Genomic DNA, 20,673 nt, shown 5'->3' on the forward strand with positions numbered 1-20,673 from the left:
CGCCCGCCGCCTGCTGCATTACTCGATCACACCGAGATTAAGGCCGGCGATCCTCTGCAGCGCAGCCTCGCCGGATACGAAGCTGTTGCGGAAGATGCCGCGGTTGATGCCGACGAGGCCGCCCAGGGTTTGATACGACGACACATTAATCCGCCCGCTCGCGCCCGAGCGCTCGACGAGCCCGGCGTTCAGGCCGATCAGGCCGCCGAGCGTCGCATAGTAGCCGGCGCTGACCGTCCCCGATGCCGTTGCGTCGAGCACCGTGCCGAGATTTTCTCCGGCAAACCCGCCCACGGTGCTCGACGAGCCACCCGACACTTTGCCGGTTGCCCATGCGGTCTCGATCGTGCCGGACGTCGTGTTGGCGCCGGCGAAGCCCCCCACCGACGCGCTGGTGCCGCCAGACACGTCGCCGCTTGCGTCGTTGTTGGTCAGTTCGGCCGCGTTGCTGCCGACAAAGCCGCCCGTCTTGCTGTAGTTGCCACCGGTCGTCTTGCCGCGCGCGACCGAGTGTGCAATCTTGCCGCCGAGGTGACTGCCGACGAAGCCGCCGTTCGCACCCTGACCACCGGTGACCGCGCCATGCGCTTCGCTCATGTAAATGACCGCGTCCGCGCCCACGTTGCTGCCGACGAAACCGCCCGTCGAACCGGTCGATGCGCTCATGACGGCGCCCATTGCCTTGCCGTCCGTCACGTTGCCCTGGTTCAGTCCGACAAAGCCGCCGATCGCTTGTGCGTATCGGCCGTCGACGACACCGCTCGCAATCGACTCGACGATCTTGCCGGTATTGAGGCCGACGAGCCCGCCCGCCGTACCGCCCGAGCCACCACCTGTCACGCGCCCCAGCGCCGTGCCTTTGAAGATCGTGCCGAACAGGTTCGCGCCCACGAGCCCACCGACGTGCACGCCGGCAATATTGACGCCAGACGTGGTGCCGCGGCTCGTCGAGTTCAAAATGTCACCGCCCCGGTTCACGCCTACCAGACCGCCGATCGATGCGAGATTCGATGCACCGCCGGATACGGTCGCGTTGGAATCGCCATCGGACACGATGCCGCCCCCCTTCCAATCCACGCGGTTCTCGCCAACCAGCCCGCCGACGGCATACGACATTCCGTTGCCCGTCACCGATCCGGCATATGACGATTGGGACAGCTCGCCGCGATTGATGCCGACCAGTCCGCCCAGCGCATTGCTGCGGCTCGCGCCGGCGCTCACCTTCATGCCCGTCGCGGTCACGTTCGTGATCTTGCCGGCGTTTTCGCCCACCAGTCCGCCGATGGATACCGGACCGACACCGGAAGCGGCACTGACACTCAACGATTTCAGGTTGAGGTTGGCGAGCGTCCCCGTGTTGCGGCCGAACAGCCCCGCATACGGATCGCTGCTCGTGATGACGAGGTTGCTGATCGAATTGCCGAGACCATCGAACACGCCGAAGAACGAAGCGCCCGAGCCGATGGTCTTGAACGTGGTACAGGCATACCAGGAACAGGAGCCGGAGATCGCGTTGCCGAGTACGTACAGCCCGCCGAGATTCGTATTGATGCCCTGCAGTTGCTGCAGGTTCTGGATCACGGTATAGCGGTAGCCGTTCGACTCGAAGCCGGCCCCCGCTCCCGACAGCGTCACGGCCGCGCCACCCGCGAGCGAATGCGCGACGCCATAGTCGAGCGTCAGCAGCGCATTCGCGCCGGTCAGCGCGATCGGTGCCGCGATCCGCACACTGTTCTTCGCGTCGATGGCCACGCGCGCATTCGCGCCGGTCGCGCGCAGCGCGCCGGTGACCGACACGTCGTCTTGCCGGCTGGTCAGCGCCAACCGGTTGCCGCTGGCCCAGGTCACCGGCCCGTCGACCGATATCGCGCCACGTTCGGCAATCAGTTCGACGTCGGTGGTCGCGAGGTTGCGCGACAGCGTATCCGCCACGATCGTGCCCGGCTGATTCGCACCCGCCGTGACCGACACGTCGGACGATGCGATGCGCCACGTACCGCCGCGCCCGTTGGTCGCGCGCGTATCGACCATCGCGCCGAGCGCCACCTTCACGTCGGCGCCGCGCGTGTCGACGGTGCCGCCGTTGCCCGGCGTCGCCGCACTCGCGTTCATGACACCCGCGACGTTGACGGTGCCGGCGTCGTGACCGTCCAGCGAGATTCGTCCCGCGACATTCCTGAGCGTGCGCGCTTCGATCGTGCCCTGGTTGTTGACCACCGTGCGCAGCACCGTATCGACGGTCTTCGCGCCCATCAGCACCCGTCCGCCGTCCGCCTTCAGCAACTGCTCGTTGCTGACCAGCGCGTTCATGATGCCCTGGTCGATCTGTACACTCAGCAGCTTGCTGCCGTCGAAGTTCAGCGTGGCGTCGCTGCCCGCGCCCAATGCGACGGTGCCCAGCTGCGCCTGCACGGTCCCCCTGTTGACGACTTTCGCGCCAAGTAGCGCGATCGCGCCGCCTTCGCTCGCCACGAGATTGCCGTAGTTCTGCACTTCGCTCGGAGACTTGCCGGAAAAGCGGAAACGACCGGCTTCGAAGTCGTCGTTCTTGATGTCCAGCGTCGTCGCCACCAGGCCGCCGACATTGACCTGCGCGCTCTTGCTGAACAGGATGCCGTTCGGATTGACGAGGAACACGCGGCCGTTCGCCTCGATGGTGCCATAGATGGCGCTGGCATCCTGACCGACCACGCGGTTCAGCGCGGTGGACGTCACGGACGGCTGGTTGAACGTGACGCGCTGCCCTTTGTCAACGTCGAACGTCTGCCAGTTCGTGACCAGCTTGTCGGTGTGCTGGTTGATCGACATCTGCTGCCCGTTGTCGTAGCGCAGAATGTCGGCTTTCCCGGACACGACGTTCTCGCCGGTCGGCAGCGCATGCACGGACGTCGCCGCGCCGCTCGCAAACAGCGCCGCCACCGCGACGACGCGCACGCGCGTCGCGGACTTGCCGTGCCGGCGTACCCGTTCGCCGACCGCCTGCCAAACGCCCTGCCTGGCGTTCCATACCAAAGCATATGCCTTGTTCATTCTCGTTTTCCTTGTTGTGGTTGAAACCCTGTCGACCCCCGACAGGACGGGTACTGCAAGCATTGGCGGTAGGTCGATCACGGCCGCGCGAACCTCGCCCGATGCTCGAGCGCTGCACCGCTGTCGTCGACGGCGTCGAACACAATCGCGCCACCCGCCTTCGCGTCGGCCTTCATGCCGGTCGGGATCTCCGCCCGACCGAACGGCGCGACGTCCACCGCGCCGTTCGCAAGCACGACGGGTTCACCGTTCAGCAGGATGCGCGTCAGCGTCACGTAGTACGGCGTGGGGTTGCGCGCCACGATCGACGAATCGGCGTGCGAGTCGCCATGCATCCATTCGAGCCGTTTCGGTGCGTCGTCCGGATCGCCGTCCAGACCGGGCGGCCGAACCAGCAGCTTCATTCGGAGCCGATACGCGATACGCAGCACTCGGTCGGCCGCTGGGGTGGCTGGCGGCACTTCCAGCAGGTTGAGCCAGAAGCACGATTCCCGGTCGGTCGACAAATCGCCCCCGACAGACTGCACGCGGATCGACAGCGGCTGAGCAGGATCGAGTCGCGTGAGCGGTGGCGAAACGACAAACGGCACGCGCAGGCGACTCGGATCGGCATTCGCGTCGCCCACGTCGAGCCACGCCTGAACCAGGATCGGGTCAGCCCCACCGTTGCGCGCGAGGATCGTCAGCGTACGGGCATCGCCGGGATAGACGAAGCGGGTACCGACCACGGACAGCGCCGCGTGGCCGGTGACCGCGCCGACGCTCGCCGCGCAAGCCACCACCGCGGCGCGCACGATCCTGGCAGTGCGGGTCGTTGCGAGGGCTCGGCACGACGATCGGATAACCACAGGTGCGGGAAGGAAAGCGTGACCGTGCATCGACCTATTGCCCCTCGCCACGGCCTGCGGCGACAGGCGCCGTCACGGGAATCGCACGGCAGACGCGCGTCAGCGTCACGTAGCCGCGGGCAGTCTGCTCCTGCGGTGACACCGAGTAGTCGATCACGCACCGCTGATCGGCACGCGTGCCCCATTCGACGCGAATTTGCCCGTCGTCGTCGGCACTGCGCACCAGTAGTCGACTCCCCTGCCCGACCCCGCCCAGCATGGCGCCGGTACGTGCATCGAGTGCACGCGCCGCGAATGGCAGCGGCCGGCCGTCCTCGGTCTGTGCGTCGATCAGCAGCGCGCGCGCCTTCAGCGTGTCGTACGACAGCATGACGATCGAGCCCGAACGAGGCGCGATGCTGCGCGATACCGTCCTGAGCTCGACGTCGTCGGGAATATCCTTCGGATCGAGGTCGATCTTGTTGAGCTGATACGGCGTGAGGCTCGGCACGATCGCGTAGCCGAACCGGTCGACACGTGCGCTCGTGTTCGCGACCAGCGCGCCCCGCGCGTGCGGCGCATGCACGACGCCGATCGTCTCGCTCAAGGTGGGCGCAGGCGTCAGGCCACCCGGATGCAGCACCAGGGCGCCAGTCGCACTGGCGGACGCCTGCTGGTAATCGCTCCCGATGCCGATACTCGCCGACAGCGACGCGGCCGGCAATTGATAGCCGACGCCGAAACTGCCCGATGGCGCGCGACTGTTGCCGTCATAGCTCGACGACAGCGAGTACGATCCGTCACCCCGCTCGCCGAAGCGGCCGGCCAGGCTCGCATTGACACTTGTGCCGGCACTGCTGTCCTGCGTCATGAACGTGCTGAAGATCGGCGCACGCCGCGTATTGCGTCCCAGCGGAATCGAAACGTTCACGCTGACGAGCGTGCTGTCCGAGCCGCCGCCGAACGACGATTGCCGCGCGGACAGATTGCGCACGCGCTGCACCGACGCGGTCAGCGTCGCGTCGCGCCATTGCGTGCTATAGCCGAGCGTGAAGCTGAGCGACTGCCCGCCGCCCGCCCAGTAGCTGAGCGCCGATCCGTTCGCATAAACGCTGCCCGAGCGCCCGACCTGCTGGCTCACGTTGAGATCGACCCGATTGCGCAGCCGCGCGAACGATGCGGCGTCCGTACCCTGGTTGCTCTGACCGTTCAGCAGCAACGCGTCGCGCAGGCCGAGGTAGCCTTTCGTCGAGTAGCGATACGCGAGCAGCGAAAAGTTCGTGCCGCTGTTCGGCAGGTTCTTGCTGTACGACACGCGAACACTCGAGCCGGTCAGGCGCTCGCTGCCTGACGGCTGGGTGCGCGCGATCGTGATGTCGGCCGCGAAGCCGCCGATCGACGTGTTGAGCCCGACGCCCATCAACACCGACTGGTAGCGGCTCGCGAACGCCGCCCCGCCGTAGGCTGTCACCGCATTGCTGACGCCGCGCTGCACCGTGAACTGGCCGACATACTGGGTGCCGACGTTGCCGCCGAGGTCGATCGCCCTGCCCGCCATCGCGCTGAACCGCGTACTGCCGGGGCGCAGCAGTTGAACCGTCGTCGCGAACGGGACCACGAAGCTGCGCGTTTCGCCGCTGGCCTCGGTCACCGTCACGTTCAGGTCGCCGCCGTAGCTCATCGCCTGCAGATTGTCGATCGCGAACGGCCCCGGCGCGACGGTCGTTTCGTGCACAAGATAGCCGCGCTGGTAGATCGCCACCTTGGCATTCGACTGCGCGACGCCGCGCACGACCGGCGCGTAGTAGCGCTGCTCGTCGGGCAGCATGCGGTCGTCGCTGGCGATCTGCACGCCGCGGAACGATACGGCGTCGAACAGCATCCCGCTGGTCGAGCTTTCGCCGGCCAACAGCTGCGCATGCCAGTCGGGAAGATCGGTCTGCGCGTAGACGTAGCCGCGCTGATAGCGCGCGCCGCCGCGCTGCGACCAGGTGAAGTTGCCGTTGTGGCGAATCCTGAACCGCCCGGCGCTGGCCGCCATCGAGAGGCCCGTGTAGAGCTGCGAGGATTCGGCGCCGCCCGAGCGGGTCGTGAATCCGCTGGCGCTGTAGTTCAGCCAGGCGGCGGGTACGCCGTTCGTCCAGTTCGCCGGATCGACGTAGGTACTCCGGCCGGCAAGCCGCATGTAGAACGCCGGCACCGTCAGATACAGTTTCTGCTCGGCCGCATCGAACGACAGTGCGGCACCGGGTATGTACCGGGAGAGCGCATCGCAAATCGTTCCATCCGGCATCGGGTTTGACGGCTGGTCCGCGTCCTGCCCCCGCGCGCTCCGGTCGAGATCGACACCGGCCCGCTGCAACAGAAGCCGGTCATAGCAAGGCAGCACGTCGCCCCGCGCACCACGACGGAAGGTGATCTCCTCCACGCCGCGCCACTGACCGTTGACGATCAGATCTGCACGACGCAGCCCCGGCATGACGGCGTTCGGACGCTCAAACGGCGTCGTATCGATCCGCTCGCCGCCCAGGCCGTGCATCAGCATGGAGCCGTCGAAATGAGTCTTGCCGGCCTCCGGCGACGCGTCGGCGCGCTCACCGTGTGCATCGTCCCGCACCGCCACGTCGATCGTCTCCGCGCCGGCGTTCGCGCCCGACGTCATCGCGATCAACGCAAACACCGAGGCGACTGCCAGCAGACATGGATGCTGCGAAAGTTGCGGACCAACCTCCGACGTGCGTGACGAATGGAAAACTACTGACCTGCGCATGTGGATAGCGTTATTTTGCATACCGAATCGATACATCGGAATCGGTATGCCGGGTGGTGCCTGCTGAATGCGTTGCTTGGAGTGACGCGACTTAGTCGATCAGTTTTCTTGTTATGGTGGTGCGCCCGCCGTAGTCGTCTATCGTCACGTAGCGCACGGACGTCGGGCGATGCGATTGCGCGACGCCGGGTAACGGAAACCGCTGCGTACCGAACGGCGCAACCATCCCGCCACCGGCCGAGATGAAGTTGCCGCCGACTTCGCCCTCGACCGTCCCGAAGGAAACGTAGTACGGCGTCGGGTTGGACACCTCGAGCGCGACCTGCCGCTGGCCCGCGTGCGTCGCCTCGGCGGGCACCTTCCAGGCGAGTTGGTCCTGTGCCGTGTCGACGTCGTTCACAAGTATCGAAGGCCGATAGAACAACTTGATCCGGGTTCGAAACGCGAAGCGCAACTGGTTTTCCGCATCTTGCTGAACCGCCGGCACCTCGAGCACGTTCAGCCAGAACACCGATTCGCGGTCGGTGGGGAGCGATTCCTGCATGTTTGTGATGCGCAACACCGCACCGCGCCCTGCCTCGACTCGCACCAGGGTCGGTGCAACGACAAACGGTGTGCGCATCTGCTCGGGCGGAACGTCGGCTCGTCCGTCGTCGATCCAGCTCTGTGCGAGCACCGGTTGGGTGCCGGAATTCTCCATCCGAATCGTCACGTCGCGAGCGTGCTCGGGAAAGATCACTCGCGTACCGTTGAGCAGGAGCGCGGCCTGCGCCAGCGTGGCGCAGGCCGTCCACGCCACGACACCGGCCACGACTCTCAAATAAGGAATGCGAATTGAAAATGTCATGACGTGGAACGCGAATTGCGACGATCAGTGGTAAGCGAGCATGTACCGGATAAACGAATTGCCGGAACCCGTCTTGATGTTTGTACTCGCGACCGTCGACACGTATGCCGCCTTATAGGTCAAGGTCGCCGTGTTGCTCGCGACCGTCGCGACCTGGGCATCCGAGATGTTCTGGGGCTTCCCGAGCATGATCTTGCCGGTCTTGCCGTTGCCCGCGTCCTTGATCTGGATTTCGACGCCTTCCGCCGGCTTGGTGCCGATGAGCTTCAGGTTGCCGGTCGACGGATTGATGTTGACCGACACCGGATCGAATTCGATCACGACCTTCGTGCCGTCGGTGCAGCCCGTATTCCCGCCGATCTTCACGTTGAACTCTGTATCGGGCGACGTCGCGCCGATCTTGTCGAACGTGGACGGGCTGATGCGGTCGCCGAGTTGCACCTCTTGCCGGTTGCCGGCGCCTGGCGCCTGGCCGTTCACGTTGCACGTAACGTCGGAGATGCTTCCGTAGAAGGCCAGTTCGCCGTCAAATGCATGGGCGAGTGACGGTACCAGTACGGCGCTCGCGATGCCTGCCGCAATGCAACTCCGAAGCAAATTCAAGTTCATCTCTGGAATTCCTCTCAAAATAGAAGATTGTTCTCGGAACAGCCTGATCGGCTTCGGATTTTCATGGACTCGATTCCCCGAAGCGCCGATCGCGTCGCGTCATCTCGAATAATTAAATTGTTTACCCAAGAAAAACGACAACGAAGCAATTCTATTGGCTCGCAATCATCCATCAAATAGTACGAGTAAGAAAGATGAGCATCATTTTTCCATCCGGCGCGCTGATCAGCCGCGATGATGGCGCCTCACGAAGCCCCATCGGATCGAATCAGGAGCGCCGCGCGACGCACACACGACGCGAACAATTCGACATGGCGTTTCGATTCAACTCATGAAGTGTAAAAATTGTTTTGACTTTTCACATAACAAGTGCGGCGAAAACGGAAAACGAATCAATTCCTTACCGCAAAAAAATCAAAAACATAGGACAAGTCACATGATAATTATCTCGGCATATTTTTTTCTGATCGCGCGGGTGACGCAAGCTATCCAATCGATATATTTCTGCTTGTCTCGAAATAGACTTGTTGTCGACGTGACCCATTCCCCCGGGAATGCGCGAAGGCGAACCGCACGCTCATCGCCTACCTCCGGCGCTGCCAGCAGGCAGGAATTGGATCCCGCCCGAAAGCGCAAGCAGCCCGTCGCCGGGTGCATCGAGCCGTCACCGGTGCGGCCGATCCGGACCGGCGCGCCGGCATGCGGTAACCGGACGGGCGAGCAAGCGGGCGCGACCATTCCCGCCAGCGTCTACATGAGACGCAGCGCACCAAAAAAGACGCCCGCTGCAAGCAGCGGGCGCGAATCCCAGTCAAGGAGGTGTCACACGAACTACAGGCCCAGATTAAGGAATTCGCCCGTCATGGACAACGAATCGATTTCAATATCGATATGACGGGATTCGCTCACGCCGGCACCTCCCGCGTCGCGCAGTGGATGCCGCCGCCGCCCGACGCGATGCCGAGGATGTCGACCTGCACGATCGCCCGACTCCCCGCATACGGCCGGATCGCGGCGACCGCGGCCGCGTCGGCCGCCGCGTCGTTGAACTTCGGCATGACGATCGCACCGTTGCAGGCGTAGAAATTGATGTAGCCGGCCGCGAAATTCGTCATCTGCCGGTCGTTCAGGGTCGTGCCGGACGACGTGCCGAAATTGACCGGCGGCACCAGCTCGACGATCTGCAGCGGCCGGCCGTTCGCATCGGTCTGCCCGGCGAGCCGTTGCCGGTTCGCGTCCGTCAACGCGCGCTCGCCGGTCGAATTCGACGCGTCGAAACAGCACGCGACCACGCCGGGCGCGAAAAAGCGTGCGTAGAAATCGACGTGCCCGTTGGTGATGTCGGTCTCGCCGGCCGGGGTCGCCGCGCCCCCGGCACCGCCTACGCCGCTGCCGCGCGGATAGGTCGCCGTGCCGGGCAGCCAGATGATCTTCCGCACGCCGAGCGTGCGCTGCAGTTCGGCGAGCACCGTGTCTTTCGCCGTCGGCAGCAGCGTCGCACTCGCGATCACGCCGTTCGGGATGTCGAACAGCTGCGGATTCCGGTTCACGTGCAGCACGGACGATTCGGTGAGGATCGCCGTCGCGTCGCCGTCGAACTCGATCGCGCCGCCTTCGAGCGTCAGCGTGCTGCGGATCAGGCTCGCGCCTTTGCGCTGCGCCATCCAGCCCGCCACCGCGTTGTCGCGACTGAACGGCTGGAAGAACTTGCCCGCCTTCGACCGGTTGCTCGCGGCCGCGACTTCCGGCGGAACCGTCGCGCCCGGGCTCATGCCGGCGCCGTCGGTGTTCGCGTTGCCCCAGCCGTTGAAATTGAAGCCGATCGCATTCAGCGCATCGCCGTTCGTCGTATCCCTGACGAACAGGCACCCCGTGTCGCGCACCCAGAAATCGTTGAAGCCGTCGGCGAGCGGCACGAGGTTGATCCCGCCCGCGCCCGCGGCGCGTGCCGCATAGCGCGCATGCAGGTCGGGGTTTGCGACGCTCGCGGTCGCGAGCAGCGCGCGGGCCGCGTCGAGATCGGCCGGCAGCACCAGCATGTCGACCGGTTCGGTTGCGCCGATCGCCTTCGCGACGTCCATCAGGTCGGCCCGCACGCGGTCGATGCCGGCATCCGTGCTTTGCGGCGTGACGGGCATCCAGATGCCATCCGCGCCGGACGCAAACGCCATGTAGGTCGACGCGTGCGCCGCATCTTCGGCCGGCAGCCGGTACTTGACCTGCCGCGTCGACGGCGTCGTGCCAGGTGTCGTGCCTGGCGACGGGGAAGCCGCGCCGGATGCACCGTCCCCGCCGCCACCGCAAGCGGTCAGGCTGCCGAGCAGCGGCACGCCGAGAAAAGCGGCCGAATATCGGACGAAGCCGCGCCGGCCGCTATCGGGTGTGCGCTGCATCCGCTTGCCGGTGCTCGCATGGGTACGTCGTTTCATCAGGTTTCAACTCCCTTGTGCGGTCGGCGCGCACGCGAGCACGCCGGATTCCGTCTCGCAAGACGGAATCCGCATTGTTGTCAGTAGTCCGGAATGAACAGCTGCCTGCTACGGTCGTACGGGCCGTTCACGCGTGCCGGCCCGCAGCCGCGCTCAGGCCGGCTGCTGTTGCGTGGTGCAGTGAATGCCGCCGCCGCCCGCGGCGATGCCGTCGATGTTCAGCTGGATGACCTCGCGCCCCGGAAACAGGTCGACGAGCGTGTCGCGCGTATTGCGGTCGGCGCGGCTGTCGCCGAACGCCGGCGCGATCACCGCACGATTGCACACGTAGAAGTTGATGTAGCCGGCCGCGAACGCCTCGTTCTCGTATTGATGCCGGACGGACTTCGGCCCCGGCAGCACGACGACTTTCAACGGGCGGCCCTTTGCATCGGTGGATTTCCGCAGGATCTCCAGATGCTGCCGCGTCACCGCGTGGTCGTATGAAGACGGATCGGTATCGAGCCCGGCCACCACCACACCCGGGCTCGTGAAGCGCGCGTAGAAGTCGGTATGCCCGTCGGTGATGTCCTTGCCCGCGATGCCCGGCAACCAGATGATCTTCTTCAGCCCGAGCAGCCGGCTCAGCTCCGCCTCGCACTGGGCCTGGCTGACGCCCGGATTGCGGTTCCGGTTGAGCACGCAGCTGCGCGTGATGATCGCCGTGCCCTCGCCGTCCACCTCGATGCCGCCGCCTTCGAGCACCAGCCGCGTGTCGACCAGCCGCGCACCGGCGCGCTCCGCCACGAACGGCGCGACGTCCGCATCCTGGTCGTGCTCCTGCTTGTTGCCCCAGCCGTTGAAATTGAAGCTCACGCCGCCGAGTTGGCCCGACGCGTTCTTCACGAACACGGGCCCCGTGTCGCGCATCCACAGATCGTCGACCGGGTGCTGGACGAGCTCGACCGACGAACCGCACAGCCGCGACGCGATCGCATAGTCCTGCTCGCGCACCAGCATCTTGAGCGGCTCGTGCGCGGCGATCGCCTTCGCGATCGCGGCCAGGTTCGCACGCGCAACGGGCAACAGCCGCGCGCCCCAGATGTCCTCGCTCGGGCCGAACGCCATCCAGGTCGCCGTATGCGGCGCACCCTCGTCCGGCATGTGCCAGGTTGCGCCCTGCTGCGCGTGCGCGGCGCGGCCGAGCAACCCGCCCAGCGCGCCGGCGGCCAGCGCCGCCCCCGATACGGACAGGCCGCGTTTCAACAGTTGACGTCTCGTTGTCATGACATTCCTCTTTCGCTTGCCGATTGCTTCGTGTGCTTCGGTGGTTTCAATCGTTCGGCGGCTTCATGATGCGCGGTCACGGCCGCGCCGTCTTGAAGCCGAGCCAGGTCCGGCCTTCCAGACGCATCGCGGCCGGCGATTCGGCGATCGGCGTGAACAGCGTCCGCCGCGTCGCCTCGTCCGGATAGATGCCGGGATCGCGTACCAGCGCCGGGTCCATCAGCTTCAGCGCACCCTGGTTCGCATTCGCGTAGCGCGTCGAATTCGAGATCTTCGCGGTCACGTCCGGACGCAGGATGTAGTTGATGAACGCATGCGCGTTGTCCGGATGCTTCGCGGAGGCCGGAATGACCATCGCGTCGAACCACATCAGGGTGCCGATCCGCGGAATGTCGTACACCACGTCGCGTTTCGGATCGCGCGCCTTCGCCTTCTGCGCGGCCAGGTTGATCGCGCCGGAGAAGCCGACCGTCACGCACAGCTCACCGTCGATCAGCTCGTTGGCATCGGACGAATTGACGAACTCGCGGATGTACGGCCGGATCTTCATCAGCATCGCCTGCGCGGCCGCATAGTCCTGCGCGGACGGGTGCATCGGATCGCGGCCGATATAGCGCAGCGCCAGCGGCAGCACGGTGCTCGCGGAATCCTGCAGGCCCAGCCCGCACTTCGCGGCGACGCGCGCCGCGATCTCCGGCTTGAACAGCAGGTCGAGGCTGTCGGCCGGCAGGTCCTTGCCGAGGATCGCGCGCACCCTGGCGCGGTCGTAGCCGACGCCCACGGTGCCCCACATGTACGGCACGCCGTACTGATTGCCCGGATCGGATTGCGCCATCTGCTTCAGCAGCGACGGATCGAGATACTTCAGGTTCGGCAGCCGGGCCTTGTCGAGCTTGCGAAACACGCCCGCCTGGATCTGCTTGGCCATGAAGTCGTTGGTCGGCCACACGAGGTCATAGCCGCTGTTGCCGGTCAGCAGCTTCGACTGCAGCGTCTCGTCGCTGTCGTACGCGTCGTAGCGCACCTTGATGCCGGTTTCCTTCTCGAAGCCGGCCAGCGTATCCGGCGCGAAGTAATTGCTCCAGTTGTACAGGTTCAGCACCTTCTCGTCGTCAGCGCGGGCCGTGCCGGCCAGCACGCACAGCGCGAGGCCCGGCACCACGAAGCGCAACCCGGCTTTCCGTTTCATCGGGCCTCCCTCATCGATAACACGACGACACGCCGTCGCTGGTCAGCAACGTGCGGTACATCTCCGGGCGGCGATCGCGGAAAAAGCCCCACGATTGCCGGTCGGCGCGGATCGCGTCGAGATCGAACGTGTGCACGAGCACGGCTTCATCGGTGCGGTTCGCCTCGGCCTGCTTCTCGCCGGTGTGATCCGCGATGAAGCTCGACCCGTAGAACACGCCCGCGAGCCCCTGCTGCGCCGGATTGCCGTTGCCGAAGCCCACTTCGCGGCCGATCCGGTTCGCGGCCACGACCGGCACCATGTTGGCGGCCGCGTGGCCCTGCATCGTGCGCTGCCAGTGGCCGGACGAATCGAACGTGCTGCTGAACGGCTCCGAGCCGATGATGGTCGGAAAGCACAGGATCTCGGCGCCCATCAGCGCGAGGCTGCGCGCCGTCTCCGGGTACCACTGGTCCCAGCAGATGCCGATGCCGATCCGGCCGAAGCGCGTGTCCCACACCTTGAAGCCGGTGTCGCCCGGCGTGAAATAGAACTTCTCCGTATAGCCCGGCCCGTCCGGGATATGTGTCTTGCGATAGACGCCGAGCACGCGCCCGTCTGCATCGGCCACGGCGATCGAGTTGTACGCGGCATTGCCCGCACGCTCGAAGAAGCCGATCGGCAGCACGATGCCGAGCTCGCCGGCCAGCGCCGCGAACCGGGCGATCTGCGCGTTGCCTTCGAACGGCTGCGCGAGTTCGAGATGGCGCACGTTCTGGTCGAGGCAGAAGTACGGCATCGCAAACAGTTCCGGGCACAGCACGAGATTCGCGCCCTGTGCGGCGGCCGCGCGGATCAGGCGCTCCGCGGTGGCCATGTTGTCTTCGAGATTCCAGCTGCCCGACGCCATCTGGACGGCGGCGACGGTGATGTGTTTGGACGGCATTGCGATGGCTCCTCGGTGGGATCGGAAACCGCTGACGAAACGTCGCTCAGTGCGCGACGGACGGCTGCTGCTGCGTCGAGCAGTGGATGCTGCCGCCGCCGATCGACAATGTCGGAATCGGCAGCATCTCCACGTTACGCCCGGGGAACGCGCGGCTGAATGCCTCGCGCGCCGCCTGATCCTGCTCGACGCCGAACGCGGACACGATCACCGCGCCGTTCACCAGAATGTAGTTCGCGTAGCAATCGCAGTAACGCTCGGAGCCGAATCGTTCGGTGACGATCGGCGACGGCAGGTCGAGCAGCTCGAAGCGACGCCCCGCCGCATCGGTTGCCAGCTCCAGCGCGCGACGGTTTTCCCGCATCACGTGAAAATAGTCGCCCTGCTCCGGCAGCGCCGTCTGGCACAGCATCCGGCCGGGGGCGATGAACGACGCGATGCCGTCCACGTGCCCGTTCGTCTCCACTTCGTCGGGATTGCCCGGCAGCCAGATGATCTTCTCGACGCCCAGCATCCGGCGTAGCTCCGCCTCGATCTCCGCGCGGCTCAGGTGCGGATTGCGATTCGGATGCAGCAGGCAGCTCTCGGTGGTGACCAGCGTGCCCTGCCCGTCGACATAAAACGCGCCGCCCTCCAGCACCAGGTGCGAATTGAAGATCTCCGCACCCGCCGCGCGGGCGATGTCCTGCCCGGCCTGCTGGCAGCCGTCGTACGGCTGGTACTTCTCGCCCCAGCAGTTGAAGCGGAACACGGCCGCGCCCAGCCCGCGCCGTTCGCTCACCAGAAAGACCGGCCCGCAGTCGCGCAGCCAGTTGTCCTCCGCCGCGACCGGCAGCACGTCGACGCTCGCGCCGACCATCTCGCGCGCGGCGTCGGCCTGGCTGTGGTGCGCGGCCACCACGCAACGCTGGTAACGGGCGATCGTGCGCGCGACCAGCGCGAATTCGCGGCACACCTGCGCGTAGTGGCTTCCCCACAGATCCTCGCGATCGTGCAGAACCGGCCATCCGAGCCACGTGGCATCCATGGATTCCCATTCCGCGGGCATCCGGTAACCGCGCTGGCGAGCATCAAAGCGACCCATCGTTCCGTCTCCGTTGTGATTGATGGCCGATTGTGCGTCAGGTTAAACTTGATGAATATTGATATTTCTTGGCCGAATCAATCAATTCACCTCATACCTCGATGCAACGCGTTCCGTCACTGAAACTGCTGACCGGCTTCGAAGCCGCAGCCCGATTGGGCAATTTCTCGCGGGCAGCCGATGAGCTGCACCTGTCGCAATCGGCGATCAGCCATCAGATCCAGCAGCTCGAAGCACAACTCGGGCAGCCGCTATTCCGCCGGCGCGGCCGCGGCGTCGAACTGACCATCGCCGGCGAGGTTCTGCAGCGCAGCGTGCAGCGCGCGATGGACACGTTGCGCGGCGGCCTCGACCGCATCGCGACCTACCTGAACCCGGGGCTCGTCGTGCTGGTGTGTCCCGCGCCGTTGCTGCACGGCTGGCTGCAGCCGCGCCTCGATCAGTTGCAGCACGCGCTGCCCGACCTGTGCCCGCTGCTGTCGACCGACGAAACCGCGCGCTACGTCGACGAAATCGACGTCGACATGACGATCGGCACGCGCCCGATGCTGCAGCCCGGCCTGCTCGATATCCCGTTCATGCGCGACGAGTGGGTGACGGTGTGCGCGACGCCGCTGGCGGAACGACTCAAACGCGTGCCGCGCGACGCGCACCCGCTGCACGCGGGCGTCATCTGTCTCGAAGCCAGCCTGACCGACGAGCGCCTGGCGACGGTGTTCCGCGAGCAGCTGTCGGCGTTCCGGATGCATGCGATCTACGACGACCAGCGGCTCGTGCTGGACGCCGTGCTGCGCGGCCGCGGCATCGCGTGCCTGCCGCGCCTCGTCGCGCAGGCGGGCATCGACCAGCGCACGCTGACCGTGCTCGCCGATTACCCGCGCCTGCCCGGCACCACGTGGTGGCTGTCGCGCATGGAAGGCCCGTCGCGCTCGCCAATCGTCGAGCGGATGTTCGAATGGCTGGTCGAGCAAGGCAGCCGGTCGAGCGCATCCGATCCGGCGCCCGACCACGTGCCGCCGCCCGCGTAATCGCACGCCGCAAAAAAAAACGTCCCGCCGGGTGGCGGGACGTTCGTCATGATGCGCGTGCGCTCGATGCGCACACTGCGTAGCCGATCACGGCTCGTGACGCAGATACCCTTCCTTGCTCGGATCGCGCATCCGCCACGACACGAGCAGCGAGATCGCGCACAGCACGGTCACGTACCAGTAGAAGGTTTCCTCGCTGCCGATCGACTTGAACCACAGCGCGACGTACTCGGCGGAACCGCCGAAGATCGCGTTCGCGACCGCGTACGACAGGCCGACGCCCATCGCGCGCACTTCGGGCGGGAACATCTCGGCCTTGATCAGGCCGCTGATCGACGTGTAGAAGCTGACGATCGCGAGCGCGACGGTGATCAGCACGAATGCGGCCACCGGGCTCGTCACGTCCTTCAGCGCATGCATCAGCGGCACCGTGCCGATCACCGCGAACGAACCGAACAGGATCATCGACGTGCGGCGGCCGATCTTGTCGGACAGCGCGCCGAACACCGGCTGCATCAGCATGTAAACGAGCAGCGCGACGGTCATCACGTTGCTGGCCGTCTTCGCATGCATGCCGGCCGTGTTCACGAGGTACTTCTGCATGTACGTCGTGAACGTGTAGAAGATCAGCGAGCCACCGGCCGTGAAGCCGACCACCGTGAAGAACGCACCCTTGTGCTGCCACACGCCGCGAATCGTGCCCGCGTTTTTCTTGTCGCGCGATTCGGTCGTCGACGTCTCGTCGAGCGACTTGCGCAGGTACAGCGAGATCAGCGCGGCCGCCGCGCCGACCACGAACGGAATGCGCCAGCCCCACGCCTTCAGTTCGTCGGCCGACAGCGTCTGCTGAAGGATCACGAGCACGAGCAGCGCGCACAGCTGGCCGCCGATCAGCGTCACGTACTGGAACGACGCAAAGAAGCCGCGACGGCCCTTCAGCGCCACCTCGCTCATGTAGGTCGCGCTCGTGCCGTATTCGCCGCCCACCGACAGCCCCTGGAACAGCCGCGCGATCAGCAACAGCGCCGGCGCGAGCGCGCCGATCTGCGCATAGGTCGGCAGCACCGCGATCACGAGTGAGCCGCCGCACATCATCAGCACCGAGATCATCATCGCGTTGCGGCGGCCGTGACGATCGGCGATGCGACCGAACAGCCAGCCGCCGATCGGACGCATCAGGAAGCCGGCCGCGAACACGCCGGCCGTGTTCAGTAGCTGCGTCGTCGTGTTGCCGCTCGGGAAGAACGCCGGCGCGAAGTACAGCGCGCAGAACGAGTAGATGTAGAAGTCGAACCACTCGACGAGGTTGCCCGACGAGGCGCCGACGATGGCGAACACGCGCCGCCGGGTGTCATGCGCGGACAGCGCAGCTTGGTCGGTCTGGACGGCCATGGATTGGTCAGTTCCTTTTTAGTGCTTTCTGGGCGAGACGGCTGGGGGCCGCCGCGTGCGATCGTACGTGGCACCGGTTCCGGCGCACGGCGCTACGGAATTTTAGCGAAATGTAAAGTAACGGGCTCTCCGGGTTCGTCCGGATGTAGAAGATTTTTCTCCTGCCACGCGTTCGTCATATGAAAACGCCAGCCCAAGGCTGGCGTCCGATGCAAACTTTCTGCCGGCGACGTTCAGATCCGCACCTCCGGCGGCACATAGCGGCACTCGTAGCGCTTGCGCACGGTGCCGGCCTCGTCGACGCTTTCCAGGAACACGTCGAATTGCCAGAGCCGCGCCATGTGCTTGAGCACCTCGTCGCTGTCGTTCGACAGGTGGCGGTTGTCGGTCATGAAGTGGCGCAGCGTGAGACTGCGATCCCCGCGCGTATTCACCGCCCACACCTGGATGTTCGGCTCGCGGTGATGGATGTCGTACTGCCGCGACAGCGCCTGCCGCACGTACTGGTAGCCCGAATCGTCGTGGATCGCCGACACCTCGAGCGAATCGCGCATGTCGTCGTCGAGCACCGAGAAGAGCCGCATGTCACGGATCAGGCTCGGCGACAGGTATTGCGCGATGAAGCTCTCGTCCTTGAAGTTGCGCATCGCATAGTGCATCGCCGGCAGCCACGGGGTGCCCGCGATCTCCGGAAACCACTTGTAGTCCTCTTCCGTCGGCGCTTCGCAGATCCGCCGGATGTCGCTCATCATCGAGAAGCCGAGCGCATACGGGTTGATCCCGCTGTAGTACGGCTTCGTGACGGGCGGCTGGTAGACCACGTTGCTGTGCGAGTGCAGGAACTCCATCATGAAGCTGTCTTCCAGCTTCCCCTGGTTGTACAGCGTGTTCAGCAGTGTGTAGTGCCAGAACGTCGCCCAGCCTTCGTTCATCACCTGCGTCTGCCGCTGCGGGTAGAAATACTGGCCGATCTTGCGCACGATGCGGATCACTTCCCGCTCCCACGGCTCGAGCAGCGGCGCATTCTTCTCCGCGAAATACAGCAGGTTCTCCTGCGGCTCGGGCGGATAGCGCTCTTCCTGTTCTTCCATCAACTCGGGCTTCTTGCCCGGCAGCGTGCGCCACAACTCGTTCACCTGCGACTGCAGGTACGCCTCGCGCTCGCGCCGCAGCGCGGCTTCCTTCGACAGCGAAGGCTTCTGCGGCCGCTTGTAGCGGTCGACGCCGTAGTTCATCAGCGCATGGCACGAATCGAGCAGTTCCTCGACGCGATCGAGGCCGTAGCGCTCCTCGCATTCCGCGACGTAGTTCTTCGCGTACACGAGATAGTCGATGATCGCGTGTGCATCGGTCCACAGCCGGAACAGGTAATTGCCCTTGAAGAACGAGTTGTGCCCGTACGCCGCGTGCGCGATGACGAGCGCCTGCATCGTCATCGTGTTCTCTTCCATCAGGTACGCGATGCACGGGTTCGAGTTGATGACGATTTCGTACGCGAGCCCCATCTGGCCGCGACGGTAGCTCTTCTCGGTCGACAGGAAATGCTTGCCGAACGACCAGTGACGGTAGTTGACGGGCATCCCGACCGATGCATACGCGTCCATCATCTGCTCGGCGCTGATCAGTTCGAGCTGGATCGGGTAAATATCGAGCTCGTACTGTTCGGCAACCTGCGAGATGTGCGTGTCGTATTCCTCGAGCAGTTCGAACGTCCAGTCGGACGGGCACGGCAGCGGCTTGCGTTCGGCAACGTTCATACGCGCTTCCTTTCGCCCGGAGCCGGGCAAGTCGGCGGCCGGCGGCGGCGGTTCGGCCTGCCCGCGTTGCTGCGATGCGGCAGGGCCGGCCGTGTCGTCGCCGGAGGGGCGCGGCGCATAGCCGCGCGACTCGTTGTGCAGATGGCGGGTCGTCATGACATTTCCACCTGCTTTTCGAACAATTCGCGAAACACCGGGTAGATGTCGGCAGCCGATTCCACCTTTTTCATCGCGAGATGCGGCTGCGACAAGGCCAGTTGCGCGTATTCCAGCCACAGGTTCTGCTCTTCCGGCGCGACCTGGATATACGCGAAGTAACGCGTCTTCGTGAGGATATCCTCTTCCAGGATTTTGCGACACTTGGGCGAATCGTCGGTCCAGTTGTCGCCGTCGGACGCCTGCGCGCCGTAGATGTTCCACTCGGTCGGCGAGTAGCGCTCGTTCATCACCTTGCGCATCAGCTCGAGCGCGCTCGACACCACCGTGCCGCCGCTCTCGGTCGAATGGAAGAAGGTGTCTTCGTCGACTTCCTCGGCACGCGTGTGGTGACGGATGAACACGACCTCGATGCGCTCGTAGTTCCGCTTGAGGAACAGGTAAAGCAGGATGAAGAAGCGCTTCGACAGATCCTTGCGCTGCTCGTCCATCGAGCCCGACACGTCCATCAGGCAGAACATCACGGCCTGGCTCGACGGTTGCGGCTGCTTCACGCGGTTGATGTAGCGCAGGTCGAACGGATCGATGAACGGAATCCGCCAGATGCGCCCCTTCAGGTGATGGATCTCGGCCTCGAGCACCGCGATCTCCGCGCGCCGGTCTTCCGGATCGCGCTTCATTGCCTCGAGCTGCGCCTCGAGTTCGCGCAACTCGTTGACGAGCGGCGAGCCGAGCGCGATGCGACGCCCGAGTGCGCTGCGCAGCGAACGCACGACGTCGATGTTGTTCGGCGTGCCTTCCGCCGACCAGCCCGCGCGCACGTTCTTCCAGCTCGGCACCGTCAGCAGGTGCGTCTTCACGAGGCGCGGAAGTTCGAGATCGTCGAAGAAGTACTGCATGAACTCGTCACGCGACAACTCGAACACGAAGTCGTCCTGCCCTTCGCCCTCGTTGCTCGCCTGACTGCCGCCCCCGCCCGCGCCGCCCTGCGGACGCGGGATCTTGTCGCCGCGCACGTAGTCCTCGTTGCCGGGGTGCACGTATTCACGACGTCCGCCAGGGGCGTGCCGAAAATTCGGCTCCGCGATGTCCTTGCGCGGAATCGTGATGCTTTGCGTGCTCTGGATATCCTTGATGCTACGGTCGCGCACCGCATCGGACACGGCACGACGAATGTAGTTCTTGACGCGACGCAGAAAGCGTTCGCGGTTGGCGATGCTCTTGTTCTTGCCGGCCAGCCTGCGGTCGATGATTTGATGAAGCACTCCCGGTCTCCCGCTCGAAAGTCGATATGCCGGGACGCTCGCCGCACATGCCGTCTCCCGTCATGCGGGCGGCGTCTCTGAAAACACCCGTACGGCGAC

At 65.2% G+C, this 20,673-nt stretch carries 15 protein-coding genes; 2 read left to right on the forward strand and 13 right to left on the reverse strand.

Going from position 1 to position 20,673, the window contains the following annotated elements; translation table 11 throughout:
* Positions 1 to 18: 18 nt before the first annotated feature.
* The 5 genes from CFB34_RS15440 to CFB34_RS15460 all read right to left on the reverse strand — a co-directional run bounded on the left by CFB34_RS15440 (position 19) and on the right by CFB34_RS15460 (position 8,083).
* Positions 19 to 3,030: a filamentous hemagglutinin N-terminal domain-containing protein gene (locus tag CFB34_RS15440; RefSeq protein WP_089440044.1), complete on the reverse strand. Its 3,012-nt coding sequence runs from the start codon at positions 3,028 to 3,030 to the stop codon at positions 19 to 21.
* Between the two features lie 77 nt (positions 3,031 to 3,107).
* Positions 3,108 to 3,908, reverse strand: a complete 801-nt coding sequence (locus CFB34_RS15445) for a fimbria/pilus periplasmic chaperone (protein WP_089440043.1) — start codon at positions 3,906 to 3,908, stop codon at positions 3,108 to 3,110.
* A 4-nt stretch (positions 3,909 to 3,912) separates the two neighbouring features.
* Positions 3,913 to 6,537, reverse strand: a complete 2,625-nt coding sequence (locus CFB34_RS15450; RefSeq protein ID WP_089440042.1) for a fimbria/pilus outer membrane usher protein — start codon at positions 6,535 to 6,537, stop codon at positions 3,913 to 3,915.
* A 181-nt stretch (positions 6,538 to 6,718) separates the two neighbouring features.
* The gene (locus tag CFB34_RS15455) at positions 6,719 to 7,474 is read right to left on the reverse strand and encodes a fimbria/pilus periplasmic chaperone (RefSeq protein WP_089440041.1); all 756 of its coding nucleotides are present in this window, start codon (positions 7,472 to 7,474) and stop codon (positions 6,719 to 6,721) included.
* A gap of 24 nt (positions 7,475 to 7,498) precedes the next feature.
* Positions 7,499 to 8,083, reverse strand: coding sequence for a fimbrial protein (locus tag CFB34_RS15460; RefSeq protein WP_089440040.1), 585 nt, complete (start codon positions 8,081 to 8,083; stop codon positions 7,499 to 7,501).
* Between the two features lie 194 nt (positions 8,084 to 8,277).
* Between CFB34_RS15460 and CFB34_RS15465 the strand changes: the two genes are divergently transcribed.
* Positions 8,278 to 8,418 (forward strand): hypothetical protein, encoded by a 141-nt coding sequence (locus CFB34_RS15465; RefSeq protein WP_179243632.1) that lies wholly within the window; start codon positions 8,278 to 8,280, stop codon positions 8,416 to 8,418.
* A gap of 570 nt (positions 8,419 to 8,988) precedes the next feature.
* Here CFB34_RS15465 and CFB34_RS15470 read toward each other — a convergent pair.
* From CFB34_RS15470 to CFB34_RS15490, 5 genes are all read right to left on the reverse strand, one after another.
* Positions 8,989 to 10,512: an agmatine deiminase family protein gene (locus tag CFB34_RS15470; protein ID WP_089440039.1), complete on the reverse strand. Its 1,524-nt coding sequence runs from the start codon at positions 10,510 to 10,512 to the stop codon at positions 8,989 to 8,991.
* 153 nt (positions 10,513 to 10,665) lie between these two features.
* Entirely contained in the window at positions 10,666 to 11,778 is a 1,113-nt protein-coding gene (locus tag CFB34_RS15475) for an agmatine deiminase family protein (protein WP_089440038.1), read from the reverse strand.
* Between the two features lie 76 nt (positions 11,779 to 11,854).
* Positions 11,855 to 12,967: a polyamine ABC transporter substrate-binding protein gene (locus CFB34_RS15480; protein ID WP_089440037.1), complete on the reverse strand. Its 1,113-nt coding sequence runs from the start codon at positions 12,965 to 12,967 to the stop codon at positions 11,855 to 11,857.
* 10 nt (positions 12,968 to 12,977) lie between these two features.
* Positions 12,978 to 13,892 carry an N-carbamoylputrescine amidase gene (gene aguB / locus CFB34_RS15485; RefSeq protein ID WP_089440036.1) on the reverse strand — a complete coding sequence of 305 codons (915 nt, stop codon included), beginning with the start codon at positions 13,890 to 13,892 and terminating at the stop codon, positions 12,978 to 12,980.
* A gap of 46 nt (positions 13,893 to 13,938) precedes the next feature.
* Complete coding sequence (locus CFB34_RS15490; RefSeq protein WP_089440035.1) at positions 13,939 to 14,976, reverse strand: agmatine deiminase family protein; 1,038 nt, start codon at positions 14,974 to 14,976, stop codon at positions 13,939 to 13,941.
* 101 nt (positions 14,977 to 15,077) lie between these two features.
* Between CFB34_RS15490 and CFB34_RS15495 the strand changes: the two genes are divergently transcribed.
* Positions 15,078 to 16,004, forward strand: coding sequence for a LysR family transcriptional regulator (locus CFB34_RS15495; protein WP_089440034.1), 927 nt, complete (start codon positions 15,078 to 15,080; stop codon positions 16,002 to 16,004).
* 87 nt (positions 16,005 to 16,091) lie between these two features.
* Here the strand turns inward: CFB34_RS15495 and CFB34_RS15500 are convergent, their stop codons facing one another.
* The 3 genes from CFB34_RS15500 to CFB34_RS15510 form a co-directional block, all read right to left on the reverse strand.
* Positions 16,092 to 17,396 carry an MFS family transporter gene (locus tag CFB34_RS15500; protein WP_089440033.1) on the reverse strand — a complete coding sequence of 435 codons (1,305 nt, stop codon included), beginning with the start codon at positions 17,394 to 17,396 and terminating at the stop codon, positions 16,092 to 16,094.
* A gap of 233 nt (positions 17,397 to 17,629) precedes the next feature.
* The gene (locus CFB34_RS15505) at positions 17,630 to 19,309 is read right to left on the reverse strand and encodes a SpoVR family protein (protein WP_089440032.1); all 1,680 of its coding nucleotides are present in this window, start codon (positions 19,307 to 19,309) and stop codon (positions 17,630 to 17,632) included.
* Positions 19,306 to 20,574, reverse strand: coding sequence for a YeaH/YhbH family protein (locus CFB34_RS15510; RefSeq protein ID WP_089440031.1), 1,269 nt, complete (start codon positions 20,572 to 20,574; stop codon positions 19,306 to 19,308). Before CFB34_RS15510 ends, CFB34_RS15505 begins: the two co-directional genes overlap by 4 nt.
* Positions 20,575 to 20,673: the final 99 nt, after the last annotated feature.

Origin of the sequence: Burkholderia sp. HI4860 (assembly GCF_002223045.2) — a bacterium.
Classification (GTDB): domain Bacteria; phylum Pseudomonadota; class Gammaproteobacteria; order Burkholderiales; family Burkholderiaceae; genus Burkholderia.

What these genes read in the sequence shown, in the direction of transcription:
- aguB (WP_089440036.1), bottom strand. Translation starts at nt 13,892, where the DNA reads ATGCCGTCCAAACACATCACCGTCGCCGCCGTCCAGATGGCGTCGGGC.
- CFB34_RS15500 (WP_089440033.1), bottom strand. Translation starts at nt 17,396, where the DNA reads ATGGCCGTCCAGACCGACCAAGCTGCGCTGTCCGCGCATGACACCCGG.
- CFB34_RS15455 (WP_089440041.1), bottom strand. Translation starts at nt 7,474, where the DNA reads ATGACATTTTCAATTCGCATTCCTTATTTGAGAGTCGTGGCCGGTGTC.
- CFB34_RS15465 (WP_179243632.1), top strand. Translation starts at nt 8,278, where the DNA reads ATGAGCATCATTTTTCCATCCGGCGCGCTGATCAGCCGCGATGATGGC.
- CFB34_RS15475 (WP_089440038.1), bottom strand. Translation starts at nt 11,778, where the DNA reads ATGACAACGAGACGTCAACTGTTGAAACGCGGCCTGTCCGTATCGGGG.
- CFB34_RS15470 (WP_089440039.1), bottom strand. Translation starts at nt 10,512, where the DNA reads ATGAAACGACGTACCCATGCGAGCACCGGCAAGCGGATGCAGCGCACA.
- CFB34_RS15440 (WP_089440044.1), bottom strand. Translation starts at nt 3,030, where the DNA reads ATGAACAAGGCATATGCTTTGGTATGGAACGCCAGGCAGGGCGTTTGG.
- CFB34_RS15505 (WP_089440032.1), bottom strand. Translation starts at nt 19,309, where the DNA reads ATGACGACCCGCCATCTGCACAACGAGTCGCGCGGCTATGCGCCGCGC.
- CFB34_RS15460 (WP_089440040.1), bottom strand. Translation starts at nt 8,083, where the DNA reads ATGAACTTGAATTTGCTTCGGAGTTGCATTGCGGCAGGCATCGCGAGC.
- CFB34_RS15490 (WP_089440035.1), bottom strand. Translation starts at nt 14,976, where the DNA reads ATGGGTCGCTTTGATGCTCGCCAGCGCGGTTACCGGATGCCCGCGGAA.
- CFB34_RS15480 (WP_089440037.1), bottom strand. Translation starts at nt 12,967, where the DNA reads ATGAAACGGAAAGCCGGGTTGCGCTTCGTGGTGCCGGGCCTCGCGCTG.
- CFB34_RS15495 (WP_089440034.1), top strand. Translation starts at nt 15,078, where the DNA reads ATGCAACGCGTTCCGTCACTGAAACTGCTGACCGGCTTCGAAGCCGCA.
- CFB34_RS15445 (WP_089440043.1), bottom strand. Translation starts at nt 3,908, where the DNA reads ATGCACGGTCACGCTTTCCTTCCCGCACCTGTGGTTATCCGATCGTCG.